Genomic DNA, 26668 nt, shown 5'->3' with positions numbered 1-26668 from the left:
ATATGATTGGAAAAAGTTTTAAGGATGGGGCTAAGGCAGCGATGCCAACGGCTCTTGGGTATATTAGTATTGGACTAGCTTGTGGAATTATTGGCGCTTCTTATGTCAGTCCTCTTGAAATGGCACTCATGAGCAGTTTAGTCTATGCAGGAAGTGCTCAGTTTGCTATGCTAGCACTTTTTGCGATTCACGCACCGGTAACAGCTATTGCTCTGACAGTTTTTTTAATCAATTTGCGGTTGTTTTTGCTGATCCTTCATACATCAACCTTTTTTCGGCATGCCAGTCTCTTGCAAAATATCGGTATCGGAATACTCTTGACAGATGAGACCTATGGCGTTTTATTAAGTGAGCGTGTCCATACAAAGGATATTTCGCTTCAGTGGATGTACGGCAATAACATTACGAGCTATCTTGCTTGGATTGTTGGCTCTGTGGTCGGAACGACATTAGGAAGTCTTTTGCCAAATCCAGAAGTGTTTGGACTGGACTTTGCGCTGGTGGGCATGTTTATTGGGATTTTTTCTTCCCAATTTTTAGTGATGCTCCATAAAACAAAACTTCAAAAACTAGTAGTGATTTTGGTTGTGGTAGCTTTGTCGTTCTATGCTTTAAGTATACTTGTTTCTTCGTCTTTAGCTGTTTTAACGTCGACCTTATTAGGCTGTGCTGTGGGGGTAATACTAGATGATAAATAATTATATATTTGTCGCCATTCTTCTCTCAGCCTTGGTGACGTGGCTAGCACGGGTGATTCCTTTTATCTTGGTAAAATATCGCGGTCTACCTAAAGTTGTAGAACGATTTTTACAGTATTTACCAGTCTCTATTATTTTTGCATTGATTTTATCCAGCCTTACAAATGGGAAGATAGGGCAGTTGCCAACCTTTAAATGGCTAGATTTAATAGCTGTCTTTCCAACAATTTATATTGCTTTTCGCTATCGTAACTTAGTAGTGACCGTGATTTTTGGTGTGATATTGGTAGCTATTCTGCGATTTATCTTTTAACTTTATAGGAATAACTCTGTCTTAGGAAATCACTAAAGCGGAGTTTTAGCTAAAATAACCGTTTAAGATCTAAAACAGACTATTCAGGATTTTAATGAGCTTTTTATTTAGATTGAGCAGGATGAGAGCTTGTTATAAAGTAGATTTGCGGTTACTATTTTCATTTCCAAAGGGGCTTTTAGCAGTATTGAGACTTACTTCGCAAACTCTATCTATAACCTCAAGTCTGTGCTTTGAGCAATTATCTACTTCGTTAAGAATTTTGGATATCAAAAAGTAAGGCAGGGATGAGATTTTCCCTGCCTTTTACAAGCTATTATTTTTCCAACAAATGTAGTGATTGGAAAAGCACTTTTGATTTTAATCAATTAGAGTTCCTTGGAACAATTGATTAGGAATAGGTGCCACCCATCACAGCTATCTGTTAGTTTTCTTTTTTGTCTAATTTCTTGCCTAACTCAATAATGTATTGCTTCATATCGTCTTTGACTTGAGGATGTTTGAGGGCATAGTCAATAGATGTTTTCATAAAGCCAAATTTGTCGCCGACATCATAACGGTCACCTGTGAACTCACGAGCGAATACTCTTTGTGTTTTGTTGAGAGTATCAATAGCATCTGTCAGCTGGATTTCATTTCCGGCACCTGGCTTTTGTGTTTCTAAGATGGAGAAGATTTCAGGTGTTAGTAGGTAGCGTCCGATAATGGCGAGATCACTTGGTGCGTCTTCTGGTTTTGGCTTTTCAACAAAAGTTTCAACGCTGTAGAGTCCATTTACTCCTTCACCTTGTGGATCAATAACGCCGTAAGAAGAAACTTCGTCGTGTGGCACTTTCATGACAGCAATAGTTGAAGCATGTGTTTCCTCGTAATCGTTCATCAATTGCTTGGTAAGTGGTACTGCTTTGTCATTTGTAATGTCCATTAGGTCATCACCTAGCATGACAACGAAAGGTTCATTCCCAACGAAAGCTTTGGCTTGTAAAACAGCGTCTCCAAGCCCACGTGGATGGCTTTGACGAATGAAATGAAGACCGATACCAGTCGTTTCATCTACGAGTTTTAAAAGATCAGATTTACCTTTTTCTTTGAGGTTGTACTCCAATTCAAAATTTGAATCAAAGTGGTCTTCAATGGAGCGTTTGGATTTACCTGTTACAACCAGAATGTCTTTGATACCGGATTTTAACGCTTCTTCAACAATAAATTGAATAGTTGGTTTGTCAACAATAGGCAGCATTTCTTTGGCGAGCGCTTTGGTTGCTGGCAAGAAACGAGTTCCGAGTCCAGCAGCAGGGATAACAGCTTTTCTTACTTGAGTCATATGACCCTCCTTTTTTGTAGTAGCTAATTACGACCATTCGTTTTCAGCTTTAAATTCATTATTCATTATATCATAAATGGCGTCTTTTATGTTAAGGCTTTCATAAATCACGTGATAGATCGCTTGAGTAATTGGCATATAGACACCCAGTTCTTGTGCGAGTTCGTAAGCAGCTTTGGTGGTGGAAATGCCTTCGATAACCATGCCCATGTTAGCTTCAATATCTTCTAACTTTTCGCCACGACCAAGAGCATCACCAGCGCGCCAATTACGTGAGTGAACGGAGGTTCCTGTGACAATTAAATCTCCTACTCCGGATAAGCCACTATATGTTAAGGGACTAGCACCGAGTTTGACGCCAAGACGAGTAATTTCTGCTAAGCCGCGTGTGATAATAGCAGCTTTGGCATTGTCACCGTAACCGAGACCATGAAGAGCCCCTGCTCCGACCGCAATGATGTTTTTGAGTGCACCCGCTGTTTCCACACCGATGACATCTGTATTGGTGTAGAGACGGAAGTAGTGATTGCTGAAAAGGTTTTGGACGTATTTAGCTGTTTCTAAGTCTTTTGAAGCTGCTGTGATGAGAGTAATGTCGCGAACGATAGTCTCCTCAGCGTGGCTGGGACCAGAGACAACGACGATTTCGCTACGGAATTGTTCAGGCAATTCTTCCTCTAAAATCATGGAAAGTCGTTTGTGAGTGTCGGGCTCCAGACCTTTTGAAGCATGCATCACTTTAACTGGATGATCCAGCACCTCGGCTACTTGTTTGGCTACAAGACGTGTGACCTTGGTTGGAACGACGAAAAGGATAGCATCCACGCCATCAAGGGTTTCTTTTAAGTCGTAATACGCTGTGATCTTTTCATCAAGAACAATATCTTTAAAATACCGTTTGTTAGTGTGGTGCTCGTTGATTTCAGTAATTTGTTCGGCAATATTGCCCCAAATACGAACTTCATGTCCGTTGTCATTTAATACTTGTGCCAAGGCAGTACCCCATGAACCAGGGCCTAAAACAGCAACTGTTTGTTTTTCCATGTTCTTCTCCTTATAGAGTTTTCTAATTTCATTTTACCATAGAAAGCGATAAATTTCTTGTTTAGTAGTAGCTTGTTTTTATAAGTTATTATTTTATAAGAATAAAGGCTGATTAAAGTGCATAAAAAGAGTGTAATGAGGCAGGAGTTGTGGCTAGTATAAAAACTATTTATCACGACCTTTAAAAAAATCAATTGGACGGCAGGTAGAGGAAGTGGTAAGATTGTGTATATCAATGAGGAGGGAATCGTATGAGCAGACCGATTGTTGGAGTGACCGCTAATCTTTGTCCTGTCGATAAGGAAGGTAAAAATATTCACTCGTCCGTTTCTAGTAAATTTGCTGAGAGTATCAGAATTGCTGGCGGATTACCTATGATTATCCCTGTTGGTGACAAAAGTTTGGTGAGGGATTATGTTGAAAGTATTGATAAATTGATTTTGTCCGGCGGACAACATGTGCACCCCACTTTTTACGGAGAAAAGCAGACGATTGAGAGTGATGATTACAATATGGTGCGAGACGAGTTTGAGCTGGCTCTGTTAGCAGAAACTATTCGACAAGAAAAACCAATTATGGCAATTTGCCGAGGCTTGCAGTTGGTCAATGTTGCTTTTGATGGAACGCTCAATCAGCATATTGACAACCATTGGCAGGGCTTACCTTTTGGAACTTCTCATTCTATTCAAACTGAGAAAGGCAGCATTGTTGAAGAATTGTTCGGTCGTGCTAGTCAGATTAACTCTGTCCACCGACAAAGTATTAAAGATTTGGCACCGAATTTTCGCGCAACAGCTTTTGATCCTAGGGATAAAACCATTGAAGCGATTGAGTCGATAGATGATAGTCGGATCATTGGGCTTCAATGGCACCCAGAGTTTTTAGTCAATGAAGAAAAAGGGAATCTAGAACTTTTTCAGTATCTTTTGCAGAAATTGTAAATTTGAAATACGGCTTAAGCTTCATTTAAGAAAATCATTTTATAATAATATTATCAAATGAAGACCTCCTAACTTTATTTGATGAAATCCTAAAACTTTTTCATAATAATCTCCCTATAAGGATCACCAAAGAGGTGGTCTTTTTTCTACCATTTGTCAAGCAATTCAATGTTTTTCAGTCAAAGAATTGATGATTGATTTGATTTTAATAGTTTATCCTAGCCCTTTTCGGCTCTTTTGATTGGAAAAAGAGTACACAAAATCAACACCATACCTAGCGAAATTTTTTGTAAGGTGTTACAATGATAGAGCATAGACGGCTTTAATGATTTTGGGTTAAAGTGTAATCGTAAAGTTTGTTATGCGTAATGAGGTAATACATTGTCTGTATGAGGCGATGCATTGAGGCAATCGTATGAGGCTTAGTTGAAGTCGTCTGCGATTGTCTTTTTCGTTTCTCGTAAAAGTCCGCAATGTGGCAAGGATTGGTATGATTGGCCGAAACAATGTTGTGAATGGTCTTGAAGAGAATCTTTCTGGCATGAGGATTGCCCCGTTTGGTGATGTGTTCTTGAGCCAGAAAGTTTCCAGATTTGTAGTGTCTGAGATCAATTCCAATAAAGGCGTTGATTTGATTGGCAAACTGAAAACGGCGAATATCTCCTAGTTCGCCTATGATAGAGGTGGCTGTTGTTTCAGCGATACCAGGGATAGAGAGGAGAATCTCATCCTCTCTCAATCTTAGCTTTTCATTACCCCACTACAGTTGACAAAGAGCCACTTTTTTCTATCATTCTCCAAAAACACTTTGAATATCCTCATCCGTTATTCCAATCATAGGGTTGATTTTCAAGAAATTTTCCTCAGTCAAGATATATTTTTCCACAGTTGTTTCCAAATTATTCACAGAAGTGTGTATAACTTTTTCATCAGTTAGGAGGTCTGAAAAGCGTTGGATTAGATAGGTATTGCGAGCTGTGCCAGTGTTTTTGACAGCAAAGTCAAAGGCAGACTTTTCCCCAAGAAGAATCAATTTGCTCTTGGCACGGGTGATAGCAGTATAGATAAGATTGCGTTGCAGCATACGGTGGCTGCTGGATGTAATCGGTAAAATGACTACAGGAAATTCACTACCCTGAGATTTGTGGATACTCATAGCGTATGCCAGACGAATTTTATACCATTCACTGCGTTGATAAACAATCTCATTGCCGTCAAAGTTGATAGTCAATTCGTCCTGTTTAGAGTCCGTATATTTTGCTGGCAGCAAATCGGTGATATAACCCAAGTCACCGTTGAACACATTGCTTTCCGCATCATTGACCAGATGAATCACCTTGTCGCCTTGTCGGTATTGGCAATCCGTTGCTTCAAAGACGAGTTGTTCTTTTTCGGCAGGGTTGATTAGATTTTGCATGAGTTGATTGATGTGGTCAATCCCAGCCTGTCCGCGGTACATAGGCGCAAGTACCTGCACATCTTGAGCTGGAATGCCACTGCGGATAGCAGCTTCTACAATACGTTCAATCATCTGCGGAATATGTTCACTACGCGCTTCAAAATAAGAACGGTCAGCCTTTTTTTCTATAAAATCAGTTGGCAGGATGCCTTTTTGAATCTGACTGGCTAAGGTAACGATAGTGGAATCTTTGCTTTGTCGATAAATTTTTTCTAATTTGGTCTGTGGAAGAAGAGGGATTTTCAGTAAATCTGCCAGCACTTGTCCGGGGCTGACAGAAGGCAGCTGATCAGCATCTCCGACAATTAGGAGTTTGGTGTTTGATGAAATGTTGCTGAGGAGTTGATTGGCTAACCAAGTATCTACCATTGAAAATTCGTCGACAATAATAAAGTCTGCGTCCAAATAATCGTCTAAATGGCTAGTGTCATCGTCTCCTGTCATGCCTAAATGCCGATGAATCGTAGCGCTTGGAAGCCCTGTTAATTCATTCATGCGTCTGGCAGCACGCCCAGTCGGAGCTGCTAGAAGGATAGGCAAATCGTGAGATTTACGCAAATCCAACCCATTCAGCAGAGCGTAAACAGCAATGATTCCATTGATGACGGTCGTTTTTCCCGTTCCGGGACCACCCGTTAGGATAAAAATTTTGTGATTGATAGCGTCACAAATCGCTTGTTTTTGAATCACATCATAGGAAATGGCAAACTCAATTTCGATTTGGGTAATAGCAGCTTCGATTTTTTTCGGTTCAAATTTGTTTTGCTTCCCTTTTTCTAAAATGCGTAGGAGACTGCTGCGAATCCCTTCTTCGGCAAAAAAGAGACTGTTTTCAAAAATCTTTGTATCAACATTTTGAACTTTATCTTCTTCAATCAAATGTGCCAGCTCATCCGCAACAGAACTTGAGTCTAACTCAATCTGACGAGAACTTTCGAGGAGTTCAATCGTATGTTCCAGAAGTTCTTTTGCTTCAAGATAAGTGTCGCCCTTTTCCATAGACTGGGTTAGGAGTGTGTGAAGCAGCCCAGCACGAAAACGCTCTGGAGCAGTACTTTCAATTCCTAAGCTTTGTGCCAGTTGGTCGGCAATTTTAAACCCAACCCCTTGGACGTCTTCTACTAATTGGTAAGGAAATTGTTCGACAATTTCGAGAGTTTCTTCCTTGTAAAAATCTTGAATCTGAAAGGCAAGCTTGTTCGGGATACCGTATTCAGATAGCTTGGCAAGGATTCTCTCGGTGCCGTAATTTTGTCTTAGTTTTGTGAGAAAGGCTTCACGGTTTTTAGCAGAAAGACCTGCAATATCCTTTAATTTTTCTGGCTCTGCTAAGACTTTATCAATCGCGTTGTCGCCATAGAGATCCACGATTTTTTGCGCTGTTTTTACACCAATCCCTTTAAAATGGTCGCTTGAAAAATATTTGACTAAGCCTTTGCTGGTTGGCTTTGCACGCTCATAGCGTGTTATTTTGAGTTGTTCACCATATTTAGGGTGTTGCACGAGATTTCCCCAAAAAGTGTAGTCTTCGCCCTCCATAATATCCGCCATGGTGCCCGTGACAATAATCTCAAAATCATCAAAATCTGCATCGGTGTCGTCAATATCTAACAGCAGAATCCGAAAGAAACTGCTGGGATTTTCAAAAATAATGCGTTCAATGGTGCCTGAAAAGTAAAATTCCATCATCTTCCTGTATCAATGTTAAAAGAATGGGAGTGGGGCAGAACTAAAAATTGAAAATTTTTAGTTCGTAGTCCCACCCCCGCAAGGGTGCTTAAACAGTTATCAAGCTGTTTAAGGTTGCAGATGAAGAAAACGAAGTTTTCGTCAAAGATGCTCTTCCGAGCTTGAAAAGCGAACAGCTTTGATACTTGCTTCGCAAGTTTTATCTGCCACCTCAAAGCAGTGCTTTGAGCAATCACGGTGGCTTGCCATGCAAGGCTGATTTCCCGCCTTCAACAATTCACTAAATTGTTGAAGCTGCGTTATTCGTGTATTCCTAAATCTGATAGGCTGGAACACTTTTTACCCAGCTCCAACGAATCAAAATAGACTTGTTTGAGATTAGAAAGTGCCGATTCTATTCAAAGGCCAGAAACGGAATTTTGCTTCGCCCTGCAATTGATTGGCTTTAAATGTTCCCACCTGACGGCTGTCTTTTGAGACAAGACGGTCATCTCCTAAAAGCAGGTATTCGTCTTTTGGAACTTCAATGGTAAAGCTAGTGTTCCCATTTGCATCCTGCGTAAAGGCTTGAGCTTTATCTGCTAAAGACTGAAAGAAACTGTTATAGGAATAGGTTGCCTGCAATTTATCATCTTTAAACTTCGCGAGGTAATTTTTAAGATAAGGTTCGTTGGTCTTTTTGCCATTTACATATAGTTGGTCGTTTTCGTAGCGGATAGTGTCTCCAGGAAGACCAATCACCCGCTTGACAATTTGCTTAGTTTTTCCATCTTCATCTTTTTCACTTGCAACGACAATATCAAAGCGATTGACAGGCAGGTGTTTGACAACGAATAGATATTCTCCATTAGCTAAGGTTGGATCCATTGAATGCCCGTCAACCTTGACAGGAACCCAAAGAAAGGCGCGTGATAAGAAAAGAACGGCCATAAAGAGGATAAAAAATCCCCATTCTTTCATAAATTTTGAAAAAGTAGTTGATTTTGTTTGCATAACTTACCTTTCTAGAAGTTTCTTCGCTTTTTCAGTATTTTGAAAATGCAGTTTTGCACTCGCTTCTAAGCCTTTTATGCCGTAGGCTTGAAGAAGCTGACTTGCGATTTTATCGGACTTTGCTCCTGCTCCACTGGGCAATTCATAGCCGAGCTCTTGACTTAAATTTTCAAGATTTTCTAAAAAGAGGTCACGGGCAATCATGGAGCTGACTGCTACGGCTAAGTATTTCCCTTCCGCTTTTTCCTCTAGTGTAATAGGATTTGAAAAGCGATTGCTTTCCTGCTGGAGATATTTCTGATAATTTTTGTCACTTGTGAAAGCATCAATAACAATTTTTTCTGGCTGCACTCCCGTTTGCAAGAGCAGATAAATGGCTTGATTGTGAAGGGCAACCTTGACAGAGACTGCATTATAGCCAGCAGCGATGACTTGGTTGTATTTTTTCGGAGACAATAGCAGAGCTTGGTGTTGAATTTTTTCTTTCAACAGAGGAACGATTTGCCTGATTTTTTGGTCTGTCAAAGTTTTAGAATCTCCAACTCTCAGCTTTCGTAAAAAATCATGCTGTTCTGGTGTCACAAAAGACGCCACAACAGCGAGCCCGCCAAAATAAGAGCCATTTCCCACCTCATCTGTCCCAATAAGAGGACAATTCTGCCAATGAGATGTCGTTTTTTCTTTGGACGCTTGATATCCAAAAAATTGTGCTGCCTGCTCGGCATTTTCCCCTTGAAAGAGGACTTTTCCTGAAGTGTAGATGGAGGCAGTTGCCTTATCAAGCTTAAAAAGGTAACGAATATAAGGATTTTTACTAGAAACAAGCTGTGCCTGGTAGTGGGCAACAAAATCTTGAATTTGTTTCTCACTGGGTTGTAAGGTAATACTTTCCATATTGCTATTGTACCATAAAAGTTATAAATTTCTTTAAAAACTGACAAAATCGCTTCCTTTTGGTATAATATTTTGAGGTGATTTTATGGCAAACTTAAATCGATACAAATTTACTTTCGGAAAGAAGAGTGTAACCTTAACAACAGAACACGATAATTTATTCATGGAAGAAGTTGAAAAGGTTGCAACAGAAAAATATCACGCAATTAAAGAGAAGATGCCTGCGGCAGATGATGAAACATTAGCTATTTTGCTGGCAGTCAATAGTTTAGCGACGCAATTGTCACGTGAGATTGAGTTCGATGACAAGGAGCAAGAGCTGGAAGAACTTCGTAAAAAAGTGTTAGAAGCCAACAAGCAAAAGGTTAGTGAGCAAGAGGGGACCCTATGATTTCATTGGTAATTTTGCTGATTTTGGCTTGGAGTTTTTACATTGGCTATTCGCGTGGGATTGTTTTGCAGGCTTATTATACTGTTTCGGCGGTTATTTCAGCAATTATTGCAGGGCAACTGTACCAATCTCTAGGTGAACAAATCAATCTTTTAGTTCCCTACGCTAGTGCACAGGAAGGAACATTTACCTATTTCTTTCCCAGCAGCCAATTGTTCCAGTTGGACAAGGTTTTTTATGCCGGTCTGGCTTATCTAGTCATTTACACGATTGTTTATAGCATAGCCCGTTTTATTGGGATTTTTATTCACTTAGTGCCAAACAAGAAAGCTAACGAGCGTTGGTACAATGTTGCTAGTGGTGTTTTAGCTCTTTGTGTTACCTTGTTTGGGATTCAAATGTTCCTAACCGTTTTGGCGACGATTCCCTTACCACTTGTTCAAAATCATCTCAATGCTAGTGGTTTAGCTCAATTTATCATCAGTCACACACCAATTACTTCAGGAATGTTGAAACAACTCTGGGTGACCAAAATCATCGGATAAATACAAAGACTCAGTTGGTGGTGCTAGCTGAGTTTCTTTTTCATCAGGAAAGATAAGAATATGAATAGAAAAATTTTAGAAACATTAGAATTTGGGAAAATCAAGGCGCTCTTTGAACCCTATCTTCTGACAGAACAAGGGCGCTTGGAATTGCAGCAGCTATTTCCATCCAATAAACAAGAAAGGCTGGAGACAGCATTCTTAGAAATGACGGACATGCAGCAGATTTTTGTACAGCGTCCTCACTTCAGTCTGGCTGCGACCCAAGACATTACGGGCTTGACCAAGCGCTTGGAGCTGGAAGGCGACTTAAACATTGAAGAATTTCTCGCTCTGAAGCGGGTTCTGGCTGTCACGCAAGAATTGACTGATTTTTATGAGGATTTGGAAAATGTTGAGTTGCAAAGATTGAATCGGCTTTTTGAAAATTTGGTTTCTTTTCCGAGCTTGCAAGGAGCGTTGCAGGCTATCAATGAGGGCGGATTTGTTGAAAGTTTTGCTAGTGATACTTTGGCTCGCATTCGCCGAAAAATTCAAGAAAATGAAGTTCAAGTGAGAGATATTTTGCAAGATATTCTCAAGAACAAGGGCGATATGTTAGTAGATCAAGTAGTAGCCAGTCGAAACGGTCGCAATGTTTTGCCGGTCAAAAATACATTCCGCCATCGTATCTCAGGCGTGGTGCATGATATTTCTGCTAGTGGAAACACGGTGTATATCGAGCCGCGGGCGGTGGTTAATCTCAATGAAGAAATCACCAATGCACGGGCAGACGAGCGCTATGAAATTTTACGGATTTTGCAAGAATTATCAGAACGCATTCGCCCGCATGCTGCTGAAATTGCCAATAATGCTTGGATTATCGGACATCTGGACTTTGTTCGAGCTAAGGTGCGTTTTATGCAGGAGAGAGGAGCGGTAGTACCGAAGCTGTCTGACCGTCAGGATATTCGACTGCTCCATGTTGCTCATCCTCTGATAGAAAATGCAGTAGCTAATGACCTGTACTTTGCGGCAGATTTGACTGAGATTGTCATTACGGGTCCGAATACAGGCGGAAAGACCATTATGCTCAAAACCCTAGGCTTGGCTCAGCTTATGGCACAGTCTGGCCTGCCTATTTTGGCAGATGAAGGGAGTCGAGTGGGGATTTTTGACCAAATCTTTGCGGACATTGGAGACGAACAGTCTATTGAGCAGAGCTTATCGACTTTCTCTAGCCACATGACCAATATTGTTACCATTTTAGAGCAGTCAGACGAAAATTCTTTGGTGCTTTTGGACGAGCTGGGAGCTGGAACCGATCCGCAGGAAGGAGCAGCTCTTGCAATGGCTATCCTTGAGGACTTGCGGCTACGACAGGTTAAGACAATGGCGACGACCCACTACCCAGAGCTCAAAGCCTATGGGATTGAGACTGAGGGAGTGCAAAATGCCAGCATGGAGTTTGATACAGATAGCCTAAGACCGACTTATCGTTTTATGCAGGGAGTGCCGGGTCGCTCCAATGCCTTTGAGATTGCAAGGCGTTTAGGTCTATCTGATAGAGTGGTCAAGGATGCTCAAGAATTGACCGATACGGACAGCGATGTCAATCGGATCATTGAGCGCTTGGAAGAGCAGACCTTGGAAAGCCGCAAGCGCTTAGACAATATCCGTGAGGTGGAGCAAGAAAATCTCAAATTTAACCGCGCCCTTAAAAAGCTCTATAATGAGTTCAATCGGGAAAAAGAAACTGAGCTAAATAAGGCAAGGCTGGAAGCGCAGGAAATCATTGATGTGGCGCTGACCGAGAGTGATACGATTCTCAAAAATCTACATACTAAGGCTAGTCTTAAACCGCACGAAATTATTGAAGCCAAAAGTCAACTGAAAAAATTAGCTCCTGAAACGGTGGATTTGTCACAGAATAAAGTGTTGAAACAAGCCAAAAAAGCACGTAAACCAAAAGTTGGAGACGATATTCTGGTGATTAGCTACGGTCAGAGAGGGACGCTTGTCAATCAGCTCAAGGACGGCCGCTGGGAAGCACAAGTTGGGCTCATCAAAATGACCTTGGAGGAAGCAGAGTTTAACCTGCTCAAAGCTGAAAAAGAACAGCCTAAGAAAAAGCAGGTCAATGTGGTGAAACGAACGACAACAAGCGGACCAAGAGCCAGACTGGACTTACGAGGCAAGCGCTACGAAGAAGCCATGCAAGAGCTGGACGCCTTTATCGACCAAGCCCTGCTCAACAATATGGCGCAGGTGGACATTATCCACGGGATCGGGACGGGCGTCATTCGCGAAGGCGTTACCAAATATCTCCGTCGCAATAAGCATGTCAAGAGTTTTGGCTATGCACCGCAAAATGCTGGGGGTAGCGGAGCAACTATTGTGGTGTTTAAGTAATGCAGAGTTGGTGAACAAAACTGTTCATGATAAAGAAGAAAGATTGAAAAGAGGAAATATTTATGAGACAAAAAGGAATACAAGATTCTTGTACAACGATTCTGGTTGGTAAAAAAGCGAGTTATGACGGTTCAACTATGATTGCACGTACAGAAGATTCACAAAATGGTGTATTTACGCCCAAGAAATTTATTGTTGTTAACCCAGAAGATCAGCCGCGGCATTACAAGTCTGTACTATCAAGCTTTGAGATAGATTTGCCGGACAATCCAGTTCGCTACACCAGTGTACCGGACGCTCTTGCAAAAGACGGGATTTGGGGTGAAGCTGGTATCAATGTTTACAATGTAGCCATGAGCGAGACAGAGACGATTACCACGAATAGCCGAGTGCTGGGAGCAGATCCTTTGGTGGTGACTGGTATCGGAGAAGAAGACATGCTGACCTTGGTGTTGCCTTATATCAAAACGGCGCGTGAGGGTGTGTTGCGTTTAGGGAAGATTCTTGAAGAATATGGCACCTATGAGTCAAACGGGATTGCCTTTTCTGACGTGAATGAAATCTGGTGGTTGGAGACAATCGGTGGACATCATTGGCTAGCTCGCCGGGTGCCCGATGACGCCTATGTAACCAATCCGAATCAGCTGGGAATGGATTATTTTGAGTTTGACAATCCCGAATATTTCCTCTGTGATCCTGATTTGAAAGACTTTATTCGTCGCAATAATTTGAATCTCAACTATGACGGGGAATCTTTCAATCCGCGCTATGCTTTTGGTAGCCAGCGTGACAAAGACCGCCATTACAATACACCGCGTGCTTGGGATATTCAGCGTTTTCTCAATCCAGAAATTGAGCAAGACCCGCGCTCCTTTTTCCTTCCTTGGTGTCAAAAACCCTACCGTAAAATCACGATTGAAGATGTCAAGTATGTCCTTAGCAGCCACTACCAAGACTCTCCTTATGACCCTTATGGCTTAGAAGGCAGTCATCACAGTCAGCGGACCTTCCGCACGATTGGGATTAACCGCACAAGTCAAACATCTATCTTGCAGTTGAGACCCAATAAACCACAGGAAACGACGGGCATCCAATGGTTGTCCTATGGCTCTATGCCTTACAATACAGCCGTGCCTTTCTTTACCCAAGTCTCTACAACACCAGCCTACTTTGCCAACACGACGGACAAGGTTTCGACGGATTCCTTCTACTGGACCAATCGCTTAATTGCAGCTTTGGCTGACGCGCATTTTTCTAGTCATCTGGGAGATTTGGATGATTACCAAGAAACGACCATGGCTTTGGGACATGAAATGTTAGGGCGCGTGGATTGTGCCTTAGAAAAGGGAGAAATAGTTGACTTCGAAGCAGAAAATCAAGCCCTAAGCGATAAAATTCAAGAAGCAACGGACCAACTTCTGAATAAAATCCTGCTAGACGCCAGCAATCTGATGACCAATCATTTTTCTTTGAGCGACTAACTCCGTAGCACATTCTGCCCCTACAAATGCTTCGTCTCAAGTAATTGCTAACGAATAGAAGTTCGTTTTTGGAAAATTATTGAATACTAATTTGCGGAGGAGTCCTCGCTCCGTAGCAAATATTTTGCAAATGCTCCCTTTTAGTGTAGAATGATGTCAAGAAATGAAATAGAGCGATGACATTGGTCATCGTCAGAGGAGAATAATATGGTAGCAGCAGTTACAGATGCAAATTTTGCAGAAGAAACAAAAGACGGACTTGTCCTCATTGACTTTTGGGCAGCATGGTGTGGTCCTTGCCGCATGCAGGCACCGATTTTGGAAAAATTAGCCGAAGAAGTGCATGAAGACGAATTGAAAATCTTCAAAATGGACGTGGACGCCAATCCAAATACACCAAGTGAATTTGGAATCATGTCAATCCCGACCCTCATCTTCAAAAAAGACGGGCAAGTGGTGAAGCAAGTTGTCGGTGTTCACACCAAAGAACAATTAAAAGCTATTGTAGCCGAATTGAGCTAAAAAAGAAAAGGCTTGAACGAAAGTTTCAAGCCTTTTCTCTTTTCAAGATTAGAAGAGTACTTTTGACGAAAATTCGTTTTCATCAGTCACTACCTTTTTGCTAATAGATCAATACACTAATAGGTGCTATAATGAAAATGAAGAAAGATTGTTTCAATCAGAAAGGACGATTAAATCCTGGGAATATTTGGAATAGTAGCTGTATTCGTCATTGTTGTACTCTTATTCATTTGTATCTATCTTCTTTTCAAAGTTATCTTCAAAAAATAAAGTTAGAAGTTAAGTAGGAAATAATTACAAACGAGACAATTTCATTTCGTCCTCGCAGCTGACAAGGCAAACTGATTGTCGTTCACTCCGTCCGCCCGGCGGACGAGATAAACTTCTTTTGGTTCATGCTGTCAGCCGGGCGGACGGAGTAAACCAAAAGTAAGGGAGATTTTCCGCCGGGCGGACGAAGCAAACGAAAAGTAGTTGAGGTCATCCGCCGCGCTGACGGAAAAAGGAGAAGTCATTGAAACGGTCACTTTAAGTGACAAGTAAAAAAGGAAAGAAGGAATTTATGAAGCAAGAAAAGCTCATTGGACTTAAACTTAGTAATCTTCCTTTCCGTGCTCAATAACAGCCGCAAGCACTATGCGGATATCCTTGCCCGTCGCAAGGGCAAAGAGCCTAAAGCAGAATTGGGTTAATTAAAAAATGAGGTTGGGACTTTTCCAACCTCATTGTATTACGCTTTTTTCCTTTTTCCCCAAACACTTTTTTCTGCAACTGCAGTAAAGAGCGCATCCGTTGAGGAATTGAGCGCCGTTTCACAGGAATCTTGGATAACTCCAATGATGAATCCTACCCCAACGACTTGCATGGCAACATCATTTGAAATACCGAAGAGACTACAAGCAACAGGAATGAGCAAAAGAGAGCCACCTGCCACCCCGGAAGCGCCACAAGCAGAGATAGCGGCGACAATACTGAGGATTAATGCTGTCGCAAAGTCAATCGAAATGCCTAATGTATTGACTGCAGCAAGGGTGAGCACATTGATGGTAATAGCTGCTCCAGCCATGTTAATAGTGGCACCAAGAGGGATAGAAACGGAATAAGTATCTTTGTTGAGTCCTAGTTCTTCACAAAGTTTCATGTTGACAGGAATATTAGCAGCTGAACTACGTGTGAAGAAAGCTGTCACACCACTGACTTTTAAACACCGCAAAACAAGTGGGTAGGGATTTTTTCTCATCAGAACAAAGGCAATGAAAGGGTTGACGACCAGAGCTACAAAAAGCATGATAGCGATTAAAACTGCTAATAAGCTGCCATAGTTAGCCAACACCGCCAACCCTTTGTCAGAAATCGTCTTAAAGACCAAACCAAGAATTCCAAAAGGAGCCAGATTGATAATCCATTCAACGACCTTAGAGGTTACACTTGCCATAGTTTGCAAAAGCTCTTTACTGCTTTTGCTGGCTTCACGCATGGCAAGTCCAAATACCACAGCCCAAGATAATATTCCAATATAGTTTGCGGTGATGAGAGCATTGACTGGATTGTCCACTACTTTGAGCAATAAATTACTGAGGACTTGCCCAATCCCATCTGGTGGTGTAATCTTGGTCTTTGACGCTGTGAGTGTGATGTGTAAAGGAAAAAGGTAGTTAGCTAGCACTGCGACTAAAGCTGCTGAGAATGTTCCCAAAAGATACAAGATAATGATAGTTTTCATGTTGGTTTCTTGCCCTTTTCGATGTTGTGATAGAGCATTGGTCACCAAAGCAAAAACCAACAGTGGAGCAATGCCCTTTAAGCCACCAACAAATATATCTCCCAATAAGCCAATTGCTGACAGCTTAGGACAGGTCAAGCCGAGGACAGCCCCTAATGCAATCCCGATAGCAATACGCTTAATCAAACTAGATTTTTTCCAAGCCAAAACTATTCTTTTCATATCATATAATCCCTTCATGATCATAATGTCTCCCATTATAGTATAAATATTCTGAAAAATCAATCTGTTTTAGATAGAATACACTGGGGGGGTTCGCATTCCCCTGATTCAATTAGGCTTAGATATGGTATAATAGAAATAAGCAGGAGGTGACCTATGTTATTTGCGAACAAGAATGTATTCTCTCGCTACTTTGAAAAATTCAACTGGTCTAATTTGTTAGATGAGGTCTTTAGCAAGCTCGTCTCACTCGTGCTATTGCTAGCTCTCTTTTACCTCGCTAAAAAGCTGGTACATGTACTCGTAAGAAAGATTATCTCACCCTCTTTGAAACTTTCCAGTCAAGACGAAGGGCGGCAAAAGACCCTCACTCGTTTGATTGAAAATTTGCTGAATTACACCCTTTACTTTCTCTTGATTTATTGGATATTAGCGATTTTAGGTTTGCCGGTGTCTAGTTTACTAGCAGGAGCTGGGATTGCTGGGGTGGCAATCGGGATGGGAGCGCAAGGCTTCTTGTCTGATTTAGTCAATGGTTTCTTTATTTTGTTGGAGCGGCAGTTGGATGTCGGAGACAGCGTTCGTCTGACTAATGGCTCGATTAAAATTGCAGGAACAGTTGTGAGTGTCGGAATTCGGACGACACAAGTGCGCGATGCAGATGGCACTTTGCATTACGTTCCTAATCGCAACATTACCGTCGTCAGCAATCTCTCACGCGGCAATATGCGAGCGCTCATTGATATTCCATTATACGCTCAGACGGATTTGGAGAAGGTCACTCGGATTATCCAGCAGGTCAATCAAGAATATGCGGGCGATCAAGTAGAAATTTTGCAGGAACCGACGATTTTAGGTCCGCAAGTTAGCGAAAATGGTCAATTTTATTTTCGTATTAGTATCACCGTCCAAAGTGGTAGCCAAAGCACCGTTTACCATCAATTTTACAGGCTGTATCATGACGCTTTATTAAAGGAAGGGATTGATTTGCCAACGATTTATGCACCAGTGTAAGCAGAAAGGAGATTATTATGGAAGAACAAGTACCGCATGAAATAAAAACCCCTGCCGGTCACATCTATCGCTTGAAACAACCGTTGTATAAGCAGCCTTTGTTTTGGACGACCATCGTTAGCTGTGTCATGCTTGTATTCATGACCCTCGTGGTGGCTGGTTTAAGTATTTTTAACTTTGCCTTTCTAGGGCATGGTGCTCGAACTGCAGTTTATCAAGATAGTTATAAACATCACCGTCTGGGAGACAGCGTGCGTTTTGAAAATGGAATGAAAATCACTGTTCAATACATTCATGTGGATTCCAAAGAGCGGATGAAAGGGCAAGCAACAGGAGCAACGATTACCGCCAAGGTCATTATCGAAAATACCTCTAGCGAATCTCTCCCTCTCAATGTCTATGATTTTGATTTACAAGACGAAATGGGAGAATCCTATGTTTTGGATGACGCTACTTTTGACACTGCCAACATAAAAGAGGAACTTGCGGCGGGCGAAAAGGTGGAATGGAGGCTGATGTATGACGGTGAGGACGGCTCGCAGCAGCCCTATACTCTCGCTTATGACAATGTCAGGTGGGGAGAAACCAAAAGCGTGAAGTTTTAGAAATAGCGATTGATTGCTTATTTCAGCAGAAGAACAGTAAAAGGCTGTGGACAAACCTGTCCAACAGCCTTTTGTCATGTATTCGTTTAAACAATCCCTTGAGCAATCATAGCATTGGCAATATTTTCAAAAGCAGCAATGTTTGCTCCGGCTAGATAGTCTTTGCCAAGATTGTAGTTTTCAGCGGTTGTCTTAGCAGTGTTGAAGATGTTGGTCATGATGTCTTTCAGACGAGTGTCTACTTCTTCACGCGTCCATGAGAGGCGGAGACTATTTTGACTCATTTCCAGAGCAGATACAGCCACTCCACCGGCGTTGGCAGCCTTAGCAGGGCCATAAAGGAGACCATTTTCTTTGTAAACGGCAATAGCGTCAAGATTACTTGGCATGTTAGCACCTTCTGATACACAGAATACGCCTTGCGCTACCAAGCGTTTCGCTGCTTCACCGTCGATTTCATTTTGAGTGGCACATGGCAGGGCAATGTCGAATGCACCGTCGTAAGTCCAGACAGAGCCTTCGTGATAAGTAGCACTTGCTCTTTCAGCAGCGTATTCTGTCAGGCGAGCACGGCGTTTTACTTTCACATCTACCAGAAGATCAAAGTCAACTCCGTCCTTGTCAATGATATAGCCATTTGAATCAGACACAGAAATGACTTTAGCACCGAGGGCGGTTGCTTTTTGCACAGCATACTGAGCTACATTTCCGGCACCAGATACGACAACAGTCTTTCCGTCAAAACTTTCACCGTTTGCTTTGAGCATTTCTTGCGTATAGTAAACAAGACCGTAACCAGTTGCTTCTGGGCGGATTAGAGAACCTCCAAATCCAAGTGGTTTACCAGTCAAGACACCAGCATCAAATTGGCGTAGGCGTTTGTATTGTCCGTAAAGATAGCCAATCTCGCGTCCACCGACCCCAATATCACCAGCAGGAACGTCAAGAGAAGGGCCAATGTATTTTTGCAATTCTGTCATGAAGCTTTGGCAGAAACGCATCACTTCAGCATCTGTCTTGCCTTTTGGATCAAAGTCAGAACCACCTTTACCACCACCGATTGGCAGTCCAGTCAAAACATTTTTAAAGATTTGTTCAAATCCGAGAAATTTCAAAATCCCTTGATTAACCGTTGGGTGGAAACGAAGACCGCCCTTATATGGTCCAACTGCGGAATTAAATTGTACGCGGTAACCGCGATTGACTTGAACTTTACCGTCGTGATCAACCCAAGGAACACGGAAACTAATCACACGTTCTGGCTCGGTAATGCGTGCCAAAATGTTTTCTTCAATGTATTCAGGATGTTTTTCAAAAACGGGCTCAAGCGTGTTTAAAAATTCTTCCACCGCTTGCAGAAATTCTGCTTCATGAGCATTGCGAGCTTTCACCAATTCAAAAGTGTTTTGGATATATTCTTTAGCAGTTGTCATAGACTTCTCCTTAAATAAGATACGAGGACGGTTAAAAGTCGTACAAAAATAGGAGGCTGACGCCGTGTTCGATGAACACTAGGGAGCCTATCTTTTTTGCTAGACTTTCGTCCGAGTTCAGTGTATGTTATATTTTGTTACGTGTGTCATTATAGCAGAAAATTTTTGTGCTGTAAAGAAAAAAGTTGAATTTTCTGAAAATTCCGACATAAAATTTACAACAAAATCCTGCTCAGCAAAAATTCATTTGCTTATCCCGAACATTTTTTTCTTCTATTCTGTTCAAAGAGTCATATTTCTGCTTTTAGTGGTACAATAGAAAAAACTAAAGGAGTATTTCATGGTATCAACTCAAACACAAATTGCTGGTTTTTCTTTTGACAACTGCCTGATGAATGCGGCTGGAGTGGCCTGCATGACGATTGAAGAGTTAGAAGAAGTTAAAGACTCAGCTGCGGGAACCTTTGTCACCAAAACAGCTACTTTGCAAGTGCGAGCAGGAAATCCCGAACCGCGCTACCAAGATGTGCCGCTTGGCTCGATCAATTCAATGGGGTTGCCTAATCATGGACTGGACTATTATTTGAATTACTTGTTAGAATTACAACAGACAGAACCAAACCGAACCTTCTTTTTGTCGCTGGTAGGTCTGTCGCTAGAAGAAACCCATGCTCTTTTGAAAAAGGTGCAAGCTAGTGACTTTAAAGGCTTGACCGAGCTCAATCTATCTTGTCCCAATGTTCCCGGCAAACCACAAATCGCTTATGATTTTGAGACGACGGAAAAGATCTTGAGTGAAGTGTTTGACTATTTCACCAAGCCACTAGGCATTAAATTGCCACCATATTTTGATATGGCACATTTTGATCAAGCGGCAGCTATTTTTAACAAATTTCCTCTTTCTTTTGTCAACTGTGTCAATTCAATTGGTAACGGGCTGTATATTAACGATGAAACAGTTGTCATTCGTCCGAAAAAAGGCTTTGGTGGTATTGGTGGTGAATACATCAAACCAACTGCACTTGCTAATGTTCATGCTTTTTATCAACGACTTAATCCTTCGATTCAAATCATCGGTACGGGCGGTGTATTGACAGGGCGGGACGCTTTTGAGCACATTCTTTGTGGAGCCAGTATGGTGCAAGTTGGAACAATGCTGCATAAAGAAGGTGTAGGGGCTTTTGAGCGCATTACAAATGAGCTGAAAGCGATTATGGAAGAAAAAGGCTATGAAAGCATAGAAGATTTTCGTGGGAAATTGCACTATCTGAACTAACCACAAGTGGTATTTGGCAGTTCATTGCCACATCATTCTCAAGAAAGTTCTAATCAAATCCTTATAACATTTTAGGAATTTGTGAGAAAATAAGAACAAAGAAATGAGGTGTTTTTATGGCTGAAATTTATCTAGCAGGTGGCTGCTTTTGGGGTTTGGAAGAATATTTTTCCCGTATTACAGGTGTGACTGATACGACTGTCGGCTATGCCAATGGGCAGGTGGAATCTACCAATTATCAGCTGATTCATCAAACTGACCATGCTGAAACCGTTCAGGTGACTTATGATGAAAATCTGGTTAGCTTGCGAGAAATTCTGCTCTACTATTTCCGTGTGATTGATCCGCTGTCTATCAATAAGCAAGGAAACGATGTCGGACGTCAGTACCGCACAGGGATTTATTATACAAAAGATATTGATGTATCAGTCATTAACGAAGTCGTGAAAGAGCAAGAGCGTCAATTCGGTCAGAAGATTGCAGTGGAAGTAGAACCGCTGCGCCATTATGTATTGGCAGAGGATTATCATCAAGATTACCTCAAGAAAAATCCTGGTGGTTATTGCCATATCAATGTTAATGACGCCTATCAGCCTTTAGTGGATCCGGGACAGTATGAGAAACCGAGTGAAAATGCTTTAAAGGAAAACTTGTCCGAGGAAGCCTATCAGGTCACTCAACATGCCGCAACCGAACGACCATTTCATAACGAATATTTTGCAACGTTTGAAGAAGGCATTTATGTGGATGTGACGACGGGAGAACCGCTTTTCTTTGCCAGTGATAAGTTTGATGCTGGTTGTGGCTGGCCGAGTTTTACAAGACCGATTGCCAAAGATGTGATCAAGTATTATCAAGATAAAAGTCACGGTATGGAGCGGATTGAGGTGCGGTCGCGTTCAGGAAATGCACACTTAGGTCATGTTTTCACAGATGGTCCACAGGATCAAGGTGGACTTCGCTACTGTATCAATTCCGCGGCATTGCGCTTTATTAAAAAAGAAGATATGGAACAAGCAGGATATGACTACTTGCTTTTATATATGAAGTAAAAGTAGTACGACCTGCTAGAGAATGAAAAGGGAACTAAAGGAGAATTTTTAGCTCCCTTTTTTTATTTTTTCAGAGCTTTCTATTTTGTTCACATTTTGTGATGCAGATTTTCATGTCTATCGATATAGTTTGTTGATAACAGGATAAGATTATTGATTGTGGAGATGAGGATACAGATTATGTGAATGAGGCTACGGCACACACTAAAAGAAAATTTGGTGACTATCAAGGGAGTATGCTACGAAATGATAGCTAAGAAAATAATCAAATAAAAAAACAAGAGGCACTAGAAAGATATACGGCTCTTGTTTTTGTAATGGTTCTAAAATTTAGTTGATTCAATCATAATTTAGAATGAATGATATTTAAGAGAATTTCTACAAACATCATAGGGATTGATTGGACATCGATAATAGACTGTTTGGAAAATGAATTTCCAGGAAGGGTGATGACGTGGGTGAAATACTTGGCAGCAGAAGCATGCTCATTTAAAGTGATAAGATAAGAGCGTTTAGGCATATTTTTAGAAATTGCACTCAAAGAGTTGTTAAAGTTAGAAGTAGCTCCTGAAATAGAAAACATAATAAGTGTATCTTCTTCTTCAATGATATTTGAAAGGTGAGCCCCACTATTTAAGTCGGTTGCTAACTGACTAGCTATTCCTAAATCTTGCAAACCAAAATGTAGATAACGTGCAGGCATAGAAGATAAAAAGACGCCAAATATATGAAGCTGCTGTCTTTTTAAAATGCTGTCGGTCAGATGATCAATCAAATGACGGTCTAAATGTTTAATTTGGTTCAAAACAATAACATACTGATCACTCATTTGATCTAGAATATCTTCGGATTGTTCTTTGTAGCGTGTATGAAGATAGCGAATGGCATCGTAACGAAAGTCTTTAAAACCTTTATAGCCCAAAATTTGACAAAATCTCAACACAGCAGATGTTGATGTGTAAGATGAAGAAGCGATTTTGGTGATAGTCAATATTTCAATTTTCTCAAAATTATCTTTTAGAAAATGATAAACTTTGGTCTCAGACTTTGAATAAACACTTTCTTGCAATTGCATTTTTTGTAAAATATCCATAATGAAAATTTACCTTTCTAACCAACTATTTTATGATTTTTTGATAAAAATGTCAAAAAACATTAAAAATTTTAACAAAATATTGACAACGCTTTCTTTTTGGTGTATAATGTCCGTAAAAAATTCCAAACAAACATGACAAAATTGTCAGGAAGGAGTTCAATATGGACTACAAGAAATTAGCCCAGAGTATTATTACAAACGTTGGCGGTGCTGATAATGTAACGATTTTATCGCATTGTATGACGCGGCTTCGTTTCAACCTAAAGGATGTTTCCAAGGCAAATAAAGAAGCGTTGGAAAATCTGGATGGTGTTATTGGGGTTGTGTATGCTGGTGGGCAATATATGGTTATTTTGGGTCAACATTTGATTCAAACGTATGATGCTATCATGAAAGATTTTGATATAACATCTGGTGGTAGTATAGATGAAAATTTAGATGGTGATTTAACACCGAAAGAACCATGGACTTGGAAAAATGCTGGCAGCAAGATTATTGGTTTTGTATCAAGTTCAGTTACACCAATGATTCCAGGGTTGATTGCGGGTGGTATGTTAAAAGTAGCATTGTTGTTAATTGTTACTTTTGTAGATGCTAATTTTGTAAAATCATCTAGCTATTTATTATTATCAGCAATTGCAGATGCACCGTTTTATTTCATGCCAATCTTTGTGGCTTATGGTGCAGCTACAAAATTAGGCGGAACTCCTATTTATGCAATGGCCGCAGCTGCAGCGCTTTTGCATGGAAATTTTACGGGTCTGGTAACGGCAGGTAATCCGATTCAGCTATTTGGTTTGGGAGTACGGCTGCTTTCTTATGGGACTTCGCTTCTGCCAGCTCTCTTGATTGCTATTGTTGCTTACTATGCTGAGAAATATTTAAATAGGATTGTTCCTAATATTTTCAAGGCTATTTTTGTCGGAATGGGAACAATTTTCATCGCAGGCAGTTTAGGTTTTCTTATCTTAGGTCCATTAGGAAACATGGTTGGACAATGGATTGCAGCAATCTTTATGTTCTTAGATAGCACGGTTGGTCCGCTTGCAGTTGGTCTTCTGGCAGCTTCTCTTCCTTGGATGGTTATGGCAGGGATGCATACAGCACTCTCTCCATTTATGCCACAGCTTTTGACAAACCCTGGTTATGATGCGATGTTGCGTCCAGCTTTTCTGATGCACAATATGGCTGAAGGGGGAGCAGTTATTGGTGTCATTGCTCGTACAAAAGACAAAGCAAAACGTAGTGAATTCATCTCAATTGCCATCGGTTGTATTGTTGCAGGTGTCACAGAGCCAGCTATCTATGGTGTCAACTTAAAATATAAAAAACCAATGTATGGTGTTATGGCAGGCGGACTTGCAGGTGGTATTGTAGCTAGTCTTCTTGGTGCTAAAGCCTATGAAATGGGATATTCTAATATCCTTGCTTTACCGATTTTTGGTAAAACAGTAATGGCAGCTGTTATAGGGATTGTGGTGACAATTGTAGTAGCTGCTATTGTTTCATACGTTCTTGGTATTGATGTTAAAAAAGAAGATGCTAAACTTGCAGTTACCGAACCTGTTCAACAAACTGTATCAGATGATGCTATTTTAGCTCTTGCTGATGGTGAACTGCTTCCACTTGAAACTGTTCATGATGAAGTTTTTGCTAAAAAGCTAATGGGAGATGGCGTAGCTTTCAAATTGGCTACAGATTTTATTACAGCACCTGTCAATGGTGAATTGACAACGGTCTTTCCGACGGGGCATGCTTTTGGGATTACTCGTTCAGATGGTGTAGAGATATTAGTTCATATTGGTATCAATACAGTTGAACTCAATGGGGCTGGTTTTGATGTTCTGGCAAAAGCTGGAGAGACAGTCCGCGCTGGTCAGCCTATCGTAAAAATTGATCGTGATGTTATCGAAGAAAAAGGCTATGATACAACAACGATGCTCATCATTACAAATGCTAATGGAAAAATGATTAACTTGCAAAGAACCGGTGATGTGAAACAAGGACAACGCTTGGATAAGGAGGAGAACTAATGTCATACGAATTACCAAAAGGTTTTCTCTGGGGAGGAGCCACGGCAGATTTTCAATATGAAGGTGGCTTTGGTGAAGGTGGTCGAGGATTGCTTTCTCATGATTATGAAACAGATGGCTCACAAGAAAATCCACGTCATCACACTATGCGTATGCCAGATGGCAGTATTATCAATCCCCGTAGTTCATTTTTCTATGCAGATCCGGTTCCAAAAGAAGCAGAACCTGTTTTCCTAGAAGGCGAATATTATCCAAGTCATCAAGCAGTGGATTTTTACCACCATTACAAAGAAGATATTGCTCTCATGGCGGGTATGGGCTTCAATGTATTTCGCTTTTCAATCTGTTGGTCACGTATTTTCCCAACAGGAGAAGAGGCTGAACCAAATGAAGAAGGTCTCCAATTTTACGACGATGTCATCAATGAAATGGCGAAATACGGTATGGAGCCTTTGATTACCATTTGCCATGATGAATTACCTATGAATTTGGTACTTAAATATGATGGCTGGTCATCGCGTTATGTCATTGATTGTTATGTCAAATACTGCAAGACACTCTTTGAGCGTTATGGAGACCGATGTCGTTATTGGCTGACATTTAATGAAATCAACGCAGTGCGTGGCTTCGGTCCTTGTGGCACGCGGCAATCTGCTGGTCAAGATCGCTATCAAGCAGACCACCATATGTTTGTAGCTAGCGCGCGTGCAGTTAAACTTGGACATGAGATGCTACCAGACAGTCAATTTGGTGCCATGTATGCCATGAGTGAACTATATCCTGCTACTTGCAAACCAGAAGATGTCTTTCAGCGGTTGCAAGCCCGTCGTGAAAATTGGTATTTCATTGATATTATGGGGCGCGGTTATTATCCTCGCTATGAGAAAGAAATCTGGCGTCATCACGGTGTGACAGGCATTGCTTTTGAAGATGGAGACGAAGAAATCCTCAAGGAAGGGCAGCTGGATTTTATTTCCTTTTCTTATTATCGGTCCAATACGACAAAGGCTGGTGACGCTTGGTTTACAATTGGTGGCTCTTCTAATCCTTATCTTGAAGAAACCCCTTGGGGCTGGCCGGTTGATCCTCTGGGGCTTCGCCATGTTATGAATGAAATTTATGATCGCATTCAAAAGCCAATTTTCATTGTGGAAAATGGTATGGGAGCGATTGATGAAGCAGATGAAAACAATTATGTGGAAGATGACTATCGCATTGATTACCTACGCGATCATCTGCAGGCTATGGCTGATGCGGTCAATATCGACGGTGTAGAATGCTTGGGTTATACTATGTGGGGTCCGATTGACCTTGTTTCCCTGTCAACAGGTGAAATGAAGAAACGTTATGGCTTTATTTACGTTGATATGGATGATAAAGGTAAGGGGACCTTGAAGCGGACTCCTAAAAAATCTTACCAGTGGATGAAGGAGATTATTGCGTCCAATGGTGCTAAGTTGGCAGAAATGTAATGAAGAAACCCAGTCCTATCGAAAGACTGGGTTTACTTGCTGACGTGTTATAATAAA

At 41.2% G+C, this 26668-nt stretch carries 22 protein-coding genes and 1 pseudogene; 14 read left to right on the top strand and 9 right to left on the bottom strand.

The features are described 5' to 3' along the window. Nucleotides 1–2: 2 nt before the first annotated feature. On the top strand, nucleotides 3–698 hold the full coding sequence (locus IYQ23_RS07525) for an AzlC family ABC transporter permease (RefSeq protein ID WP_195674544.1): 696 nt from the start codon (nucleotides 3–5) through the stop codon (nucleotides 696–698). Beyond that, entirely contained in the window at nucleotides 688–1011 is a 324-nt protein-coding gene (locus IYQ23_RS07520; protein WP_195674543.1) for an AzlD domain-containing protein, read from the top strand. The genes IYQ23_RS07525 and IYQ23_RS07520 overlap by 11 nt, the downstream gene beginning before the upstream one ends. A gap of 424 nt (nucleotides 1012–1435) precedes the next feature. Here the strand turns inward: IYQ23_RS07520 and galU are convergent, their stop codons facing one another. Together galU and IYQ23_RS07510 are read right to left on the bottom strand one after the other, a co-directional pair. Further along, nucleotides 1436–2335, bottom strand: coding sequence for a UTP--glucose-1-phosphate uridylyltransferase GalU (gene galU, locus IYQ23_RS07515; RefSeq protein WP_003028634.1), 900 nt, complete (start codon nucleotides 2333–2335; stop codon nucleotides 1436–1438). 27 nt (nucleotides 2336–2362) lie between these two features. After that, nucleotides 2363–3379, bottom strand: a complete 1017-nt coding sequence (locus IYQ23_RS07510) for an NAD(P)H-dependent glycerol-3-phosphate dehydrogenase (RefSeq protein WP_106384686.1) — start codon at nucleotides 3377–3379, stop codon at nucleotides 2363–2365. A gap of 251 nt (nucleotides 3380–3630) precedes the next feature. On the opposite strand from IYQ23_RS07510, the gene IYQ23_RS07505 reads away from it, so the two are divergent. Further along, nucleotides 3631–4320 (top strand): gamma-glutamyl-gamma-aminobutyrate hydrolase family protein, encoded by a 690-nt coding sequence (locus IYQ23_RS07505; protein WP_195674542.1) that lies wholly within the window; start codon nucleotides 3631–3633, stop codon nucleotides 4318–4320. A gap of 322 nt (nucleotides 4321–4642) precedes the next feature. Here IYQ23_RS07505 and IYQ23_RS07500 read toward each other — a convergent pair. The 4 genes and pseudogenes from IYQ23_RS07500 to rnhC form a co-directional block, all read right to left on the bottom strand. Continuing rightward, nucleotides 4643–5059: pseudogene (locus tag IYQ23_RS07500) on the bottom strand (transposase); the annotation flags it as partial. A 51-nt stretch (nucleotides 5060–5110) separates the two neighbouring features. Next, on the bottom strand, nucleotides 5111–7465 hold the full coding sequence (locus IYQ23_RS07495; protein ID WP_195674571.1) for an ATP-dependent RecD-like DNA helicase: 2355 nt from the start codon (nucleotides 7463–7465) through the stop codon (nucleotides 5111–5113). A 381-nt stretch (nucleotides 7466–7846) separates the two neighbouring features. Next, on the bottom strand, nucleotides 7847–8461 hold the full coding sequence (lepB, locus tag IYQ23_RS07490) for a signal peptidase I (protein ID WP_126407904.1): 615 nt from the start codon (nucleotides 8459–8461) through the stop codon (nucleotides 7847–7849). Nucleotides 8462–8464: 3 nt separating this feature from the next. Then, nucleotides 8465–9355: a ribonuclease HIII gene (rnhC, locus tag IYQ23_RS07485; RefSeq protein ID WP_195674541.1), complete on the bottom strand. Its 891-nt coding sequence runs from the start codon at nucleotides 9353–9355 to the stop codon at nucleotides 8465–8467. A gap of 85 nt (nucleotides 9356–9440) precedes the next feature. Between rnhC and IYQ23_RS07480 the strand changes: the two genes are divergently transcribed. The 5 genes from IYQ23_RS07480 to trxA all read left to right on the top strand — a co-directional run bounded on the left by IYQ23_RS07480 (nucleotide 9441) and on the right by trxA (nucleotide 14685). Beyond that, entirely contained in the window at nucleotides 9441–9746 is a 306-nt protein-coding gene (locus tag IYQ23_RS07480; RefSeq protein ID WP_003026418.1) for a hypothetical protein, read from the top strand. After that, nucleotides 9743–10291: a CvpA family protein gene (locus IYQ23_RS07475; RefSeq protein WP_195674540.1), complete on the top strand. Its 549-nt coding sequence runs from the start codon at nucleotides 9743–9745 to the stop codon at nucleotides 10289–10291. Before IYQ23_RS07480 ends, IYQ23_RS07475 begins: the two co-directional genes overlap by 4 nt. A gap of 60 nt (nucleotides 10292–10351) precedes the next feature. Next, nucleotides 10352–12682: an endonuclease MutS2 gene (locus IYQ23_RS07470; RefSeq protein WP_195674539.1), complete on the top strand. Its 2331-nt coding sequence runs from the start codon at nucleotides 10352–10354 to the stop codon at nucleotides 12680–12682. Nucleotides 12683–12744: 62 nt separating this feature from the next. Further along, entirely contained in the window at nucleotides 12745–14163 is a 1419-nt protein-coding gene (locus IYQ23_RS07465; protein ID WP_003026411.1) for a C69 family dipeptidase, read from the top strand. Between the two features lie 207 nt (nucleotides 14164–14370). Next, on the top strand, nucleotides 14371–14685 hold the full coding sequence (gene trxA, locus IYQ23_RS07460; protein WP_003026409.1) for a thioredoxin: 315 nt from the start codon (nucleotides 14371–14373) through the stop codon (nucleotides 14683–14685). Nucleotides 14686–15415: 730 nt separating this feature from the next. Here the strand turns inward: trxA and sstT are convergent. Further along, nucleotides 15416–16630: a serine/threonine transporter SstT gene (sstT, locus tag IYQ23_RS07455; RefSeq protein WP_026248199.1), complete on the bottom strand. Its 1215-nt coding sequence runs from the start codon at nucleotides 16628–16630 to the stop codon at nucleotides 15416–15418. Between the two features lie 156 nt (nucleotides 16631–16786). On the opposite strand from sstT, the gene IYQ23_RS07450 reads away from it, so the two are divergent. Both IYQ23_RS07450 and IYQ23_RS07445 read left to right on the top strand, forming a co-directional pair. Beyond that, on the top strand, nucleotides 16787–17644 hold the full coding sequence (locus tag IYQ23_RS07450) for a mechanosensitive ion channel family protein (protein WP_195674538.1): 858 nt from the start codon (nucleotides 16787–16789) through the stop codon (nucleotides 17642–17644). A 17-nt stretch (nucleotides 17645–17661) separates the two neighbouring features. Beyond that, a complete protein-coding gene (locus IYQ23_RS07445; RefSeq protein ID WP_195674537.1) occupies nucleotides 17662–18249 on the top strand; it encodes a DUF4352 domain-containing protein in 588 nt (195 codons plus the stop codon). A gap of 86 nt (nucleotides 18250–18335) precedes the next feature. On the opposite strand, the gene gdhA is transcribed toward IYQ23_RS07445, so the two are convergent. After that, nucleotides 18336–19682, bottom strand: a complete 1347-nt coding sequence (gene gdhA / locus IYQ23_RS07440) for an NADP-specific glutamate dehydrogenase (RefSeq protein WP_195674536.1) — start codon at nucleotides 19680–19682, stop codon at nucleotides 18336–18338. 340 nt (nucleotides 19683–20022) lie between these two features. Here gdhA and IYQ23_RS07435 point away from each other — a divergent pair, with 340 nt between their 5' ends. Continuing rightward, nucleotides 20023–20958, top strand: coding sequence for a dihydroorotate oxidase (locus IYQ23_RS07435; protein WP_195674535.1), 936 nt, complete (start codon nucleotides 20023–20025; stop codon nucleotides 20956–20958). A 116-nt stretch (nucleotides 20959–21074) separates the two neighbouring features. Beyond that, nucleotides 21075–22010, top strand: coding sequence for a peptide-methionine (R)-S-oxide reductase MsrB (gene msrB / locus IYQ23_RS07430; protein WP_195674534.1), 936 nt, complete (start codon nucleotides 21075–21077; stop codon nucleotides 22008–22010). Between the two features lie 343 nt (nucleotides 22011–22353). On the opposite strand, the gene IYQ23_RS07425 is transcribed toward msrB, so the two are convergent. Beyond that, nucleotides 22354–23103 carry a MurR/RpiR family transcriptional regulator gene (locus tag IYQ23_RS07425; protein ID WP_195674533.1) on the bottom strand — a complete coding sequence of 250 codons (750 nt, stop codon included), beginning with the start codon at nucleotides 23101–23103 and terminating at the stop codon, nucleotides 22354–22356. Nucleotides 23104–23267: 164 nt separating this feature from the next. Here IYQ23_RS07425 and IYQ23_RS07420 point away from each other — a divergent pair, with 164 nt between their 5' ends. Both IYQ23_RS07420 and IYQ23_RS07415 read left to right on the top strand, forming a co-directional pair. Further along, a complete protein-coding gene (locus tag IYQ23_RS07420) occupies nucleotides 23268–25139 on the top strand; it encodes a glucose PTS transporter subunit IIA (protein ID WP_195674532.1) in 1872 nt (623 codons plus the stop codon). Further along, nucleotides 25139–26611, top strand: a complete 1473-nt coding sequence (locus IYQ23_RS07415) for a glycoside hydrolase family 1 protein (protein ID WP_195674531.1) — start codon at nucleotides 25139–25141, stop codon at nucleotides 26609–26611. The genes IYQ23_RS07420 and IYQ23_RS07415 overlap by 1 nt, the downstream gene beginning before the upstream one ends. Nucleotides 26612–26668 lie beyond the last annotated feature (57 nt).

The sequence above is a fragment of the Streptococcus sp. HF-100 genome (genome assembly GCF_015594635.1).
GTDB classification, from domain to species: Bacteria; Bacillota; Bacilli; order Lactobacillales; family Streptococcaceae; genus Streptococcus; species Streptococcus vaginalis.
This window is presented reverse-complemented; position numbering and strand designations above follow the sequence as displayed.

Bases quoted from the DNA above. Each gene is read 5' to 3' on its own strand.
- IYQ23_RS07525 (WP_195674544.1), top strand. From the start codon at position 3: ATGATTGGAAAAAGTTTTAAGGATGGGGCTAAGGCAGCGATGCCAACG.
- IYQ23_RS07520 (WP_195674543.1), top strand. From the start codon at position 688: ATGATAAATAATTATATATTTGTCGCCATTCTTCTCTCAGCCTTGGTG.
- galU (WP_003028634.1), bottom strand. From the start codon at position 2,335: ATGACTCAAGTAAGAAAAGCTGTTATCCCTGCTGCTGGACTCGGAACT.
- IYQ23_RS07510 (WP_106384686.1), bottom strand. From the start codon at position 3,379: ATGGAAAAACAAACAGTTGCTGTTTTAGGCCCTGGTTCATGGGGTACT.
- IYQ23_RS07505 (WP_195674542.1), top strand. From the start codon at position 3,631: ATGAGCAGACCGATTGTTGGAGTGACCGCTAATCTTTGTCCTGTCGAT.
- IYQ23_RS07495 (WP_195674571.1), bottom strand. From the start codon at position 7,465: ATGGAATTTTACTTTTCAGGCACCATTGAACGCATTATTTTTGAAAAT.
- lepB (WP_126407904.1), bottom strand. From the start codon at position 8,461: ATGCAAACAAAATCAACTACTTTTTCAAAATTTATGAAAGAATGGGGA.
- rnhC (WP_195674541.1), bottom strand. From the start codon at position 9,355: ATGGAAAGTATTACCTTACAACCCAGTGAGAAACAAATTCAAGATTTT.
- IYQ23_RS07480 (WP_003026418.1), top strand. From the start codon at position 9,441: ATGGCAAACTTAAATCGATACAAATTTACTTTCGGAAAGAAGAGTGTA.
- IYQ23_RS07475 (WP_195674540.1), top strand. From the start codon at position 9,743: ATGATTTCATTGGTAATTTTGCTGATTTTGGCTTGGAGTTTTTACATT.
- IYQ23_RS07470 (WP_195674539.1), top strand. From the start codon at position 10,352: ATGAATAGAAAAATTTTAGAAACATTAGAATTTGGGAAAATCAAGGCG.
- IYQ23_RS07465 (WP_003026411.1), top strand. From the start codon at position 12,745: ATGAGACAAAAAGGAATACAAGATTCTTGTACAACGATTCTGGTTGGT.
- trxA (WP_003026409.1), top strand. From the start codon at position 14,371: ATGGTAGCAGCAGTTACAGATGCAAATTTTGCAGAAGAAACAAAAGAC.
- sstT (WP_026248199.1), bottom strand. From the start codon at position 16,630: ATGAAAAGAATAGTTTTGGCTTGGAAAAAATCTAGTTTGATTAAGCGT.
- IYQ23_RS07450 (WP_195674538.1), top strand. From the start codon at position 16,787: ATGTTATTTGCGAACAAGAATGTATTCTCTCGCTACTTTGAAAAATTC.
- IYQ23_RS07445 (WP_195674537.1), top strand. From the start codon at position 17,662: ATGGAAGAACAAGTACCGCATGAAATAAAAACCCCTGCCGGTCACATC.
- gdhA (WP_195674536.1), bottom strand. From the start codon at position 19,682: ATGACAACTGCTAAAGAATATATCCAAAACACTTTTGAATTGGTGAAA.
- IYQ23_RS07435 (WP_195674535.1), top strand. From the start codon at position 20,023: ATGGTATCAACTCAAACACAAATTGCTGGTTTTTCTTTTGACAACTGC.
- msrB (WP_195674534.1), top strand. From the start codon at position 21,075: ATGGCTGAAATTTATCTAGCAGGTGGCTGCTTTTGGGGTTTGGAAGAA.
- IYQ23_RS07425 (WP_195674533.1), bottom strand. From the start codon at position 23,103: ATGGATATTTTACAAAAAATGCAATTGCAAGAAAGTGTTTATTCAAAG.
- IYQ23_RS07420 (WP_195674532.1), top strand. From the start codon at position 23,268: ATGGACTACAAGAAATTAGCCCAGAGTATTATTACAAACGTTGGCGGT.
- IYQ23_RS07415 (WP_195674531.1), top strand. From the start codon at position 25,139: ATGTCATACGAATTACCAAAAGGTTTTCTCTGGGGAGGAGCCACGGCA.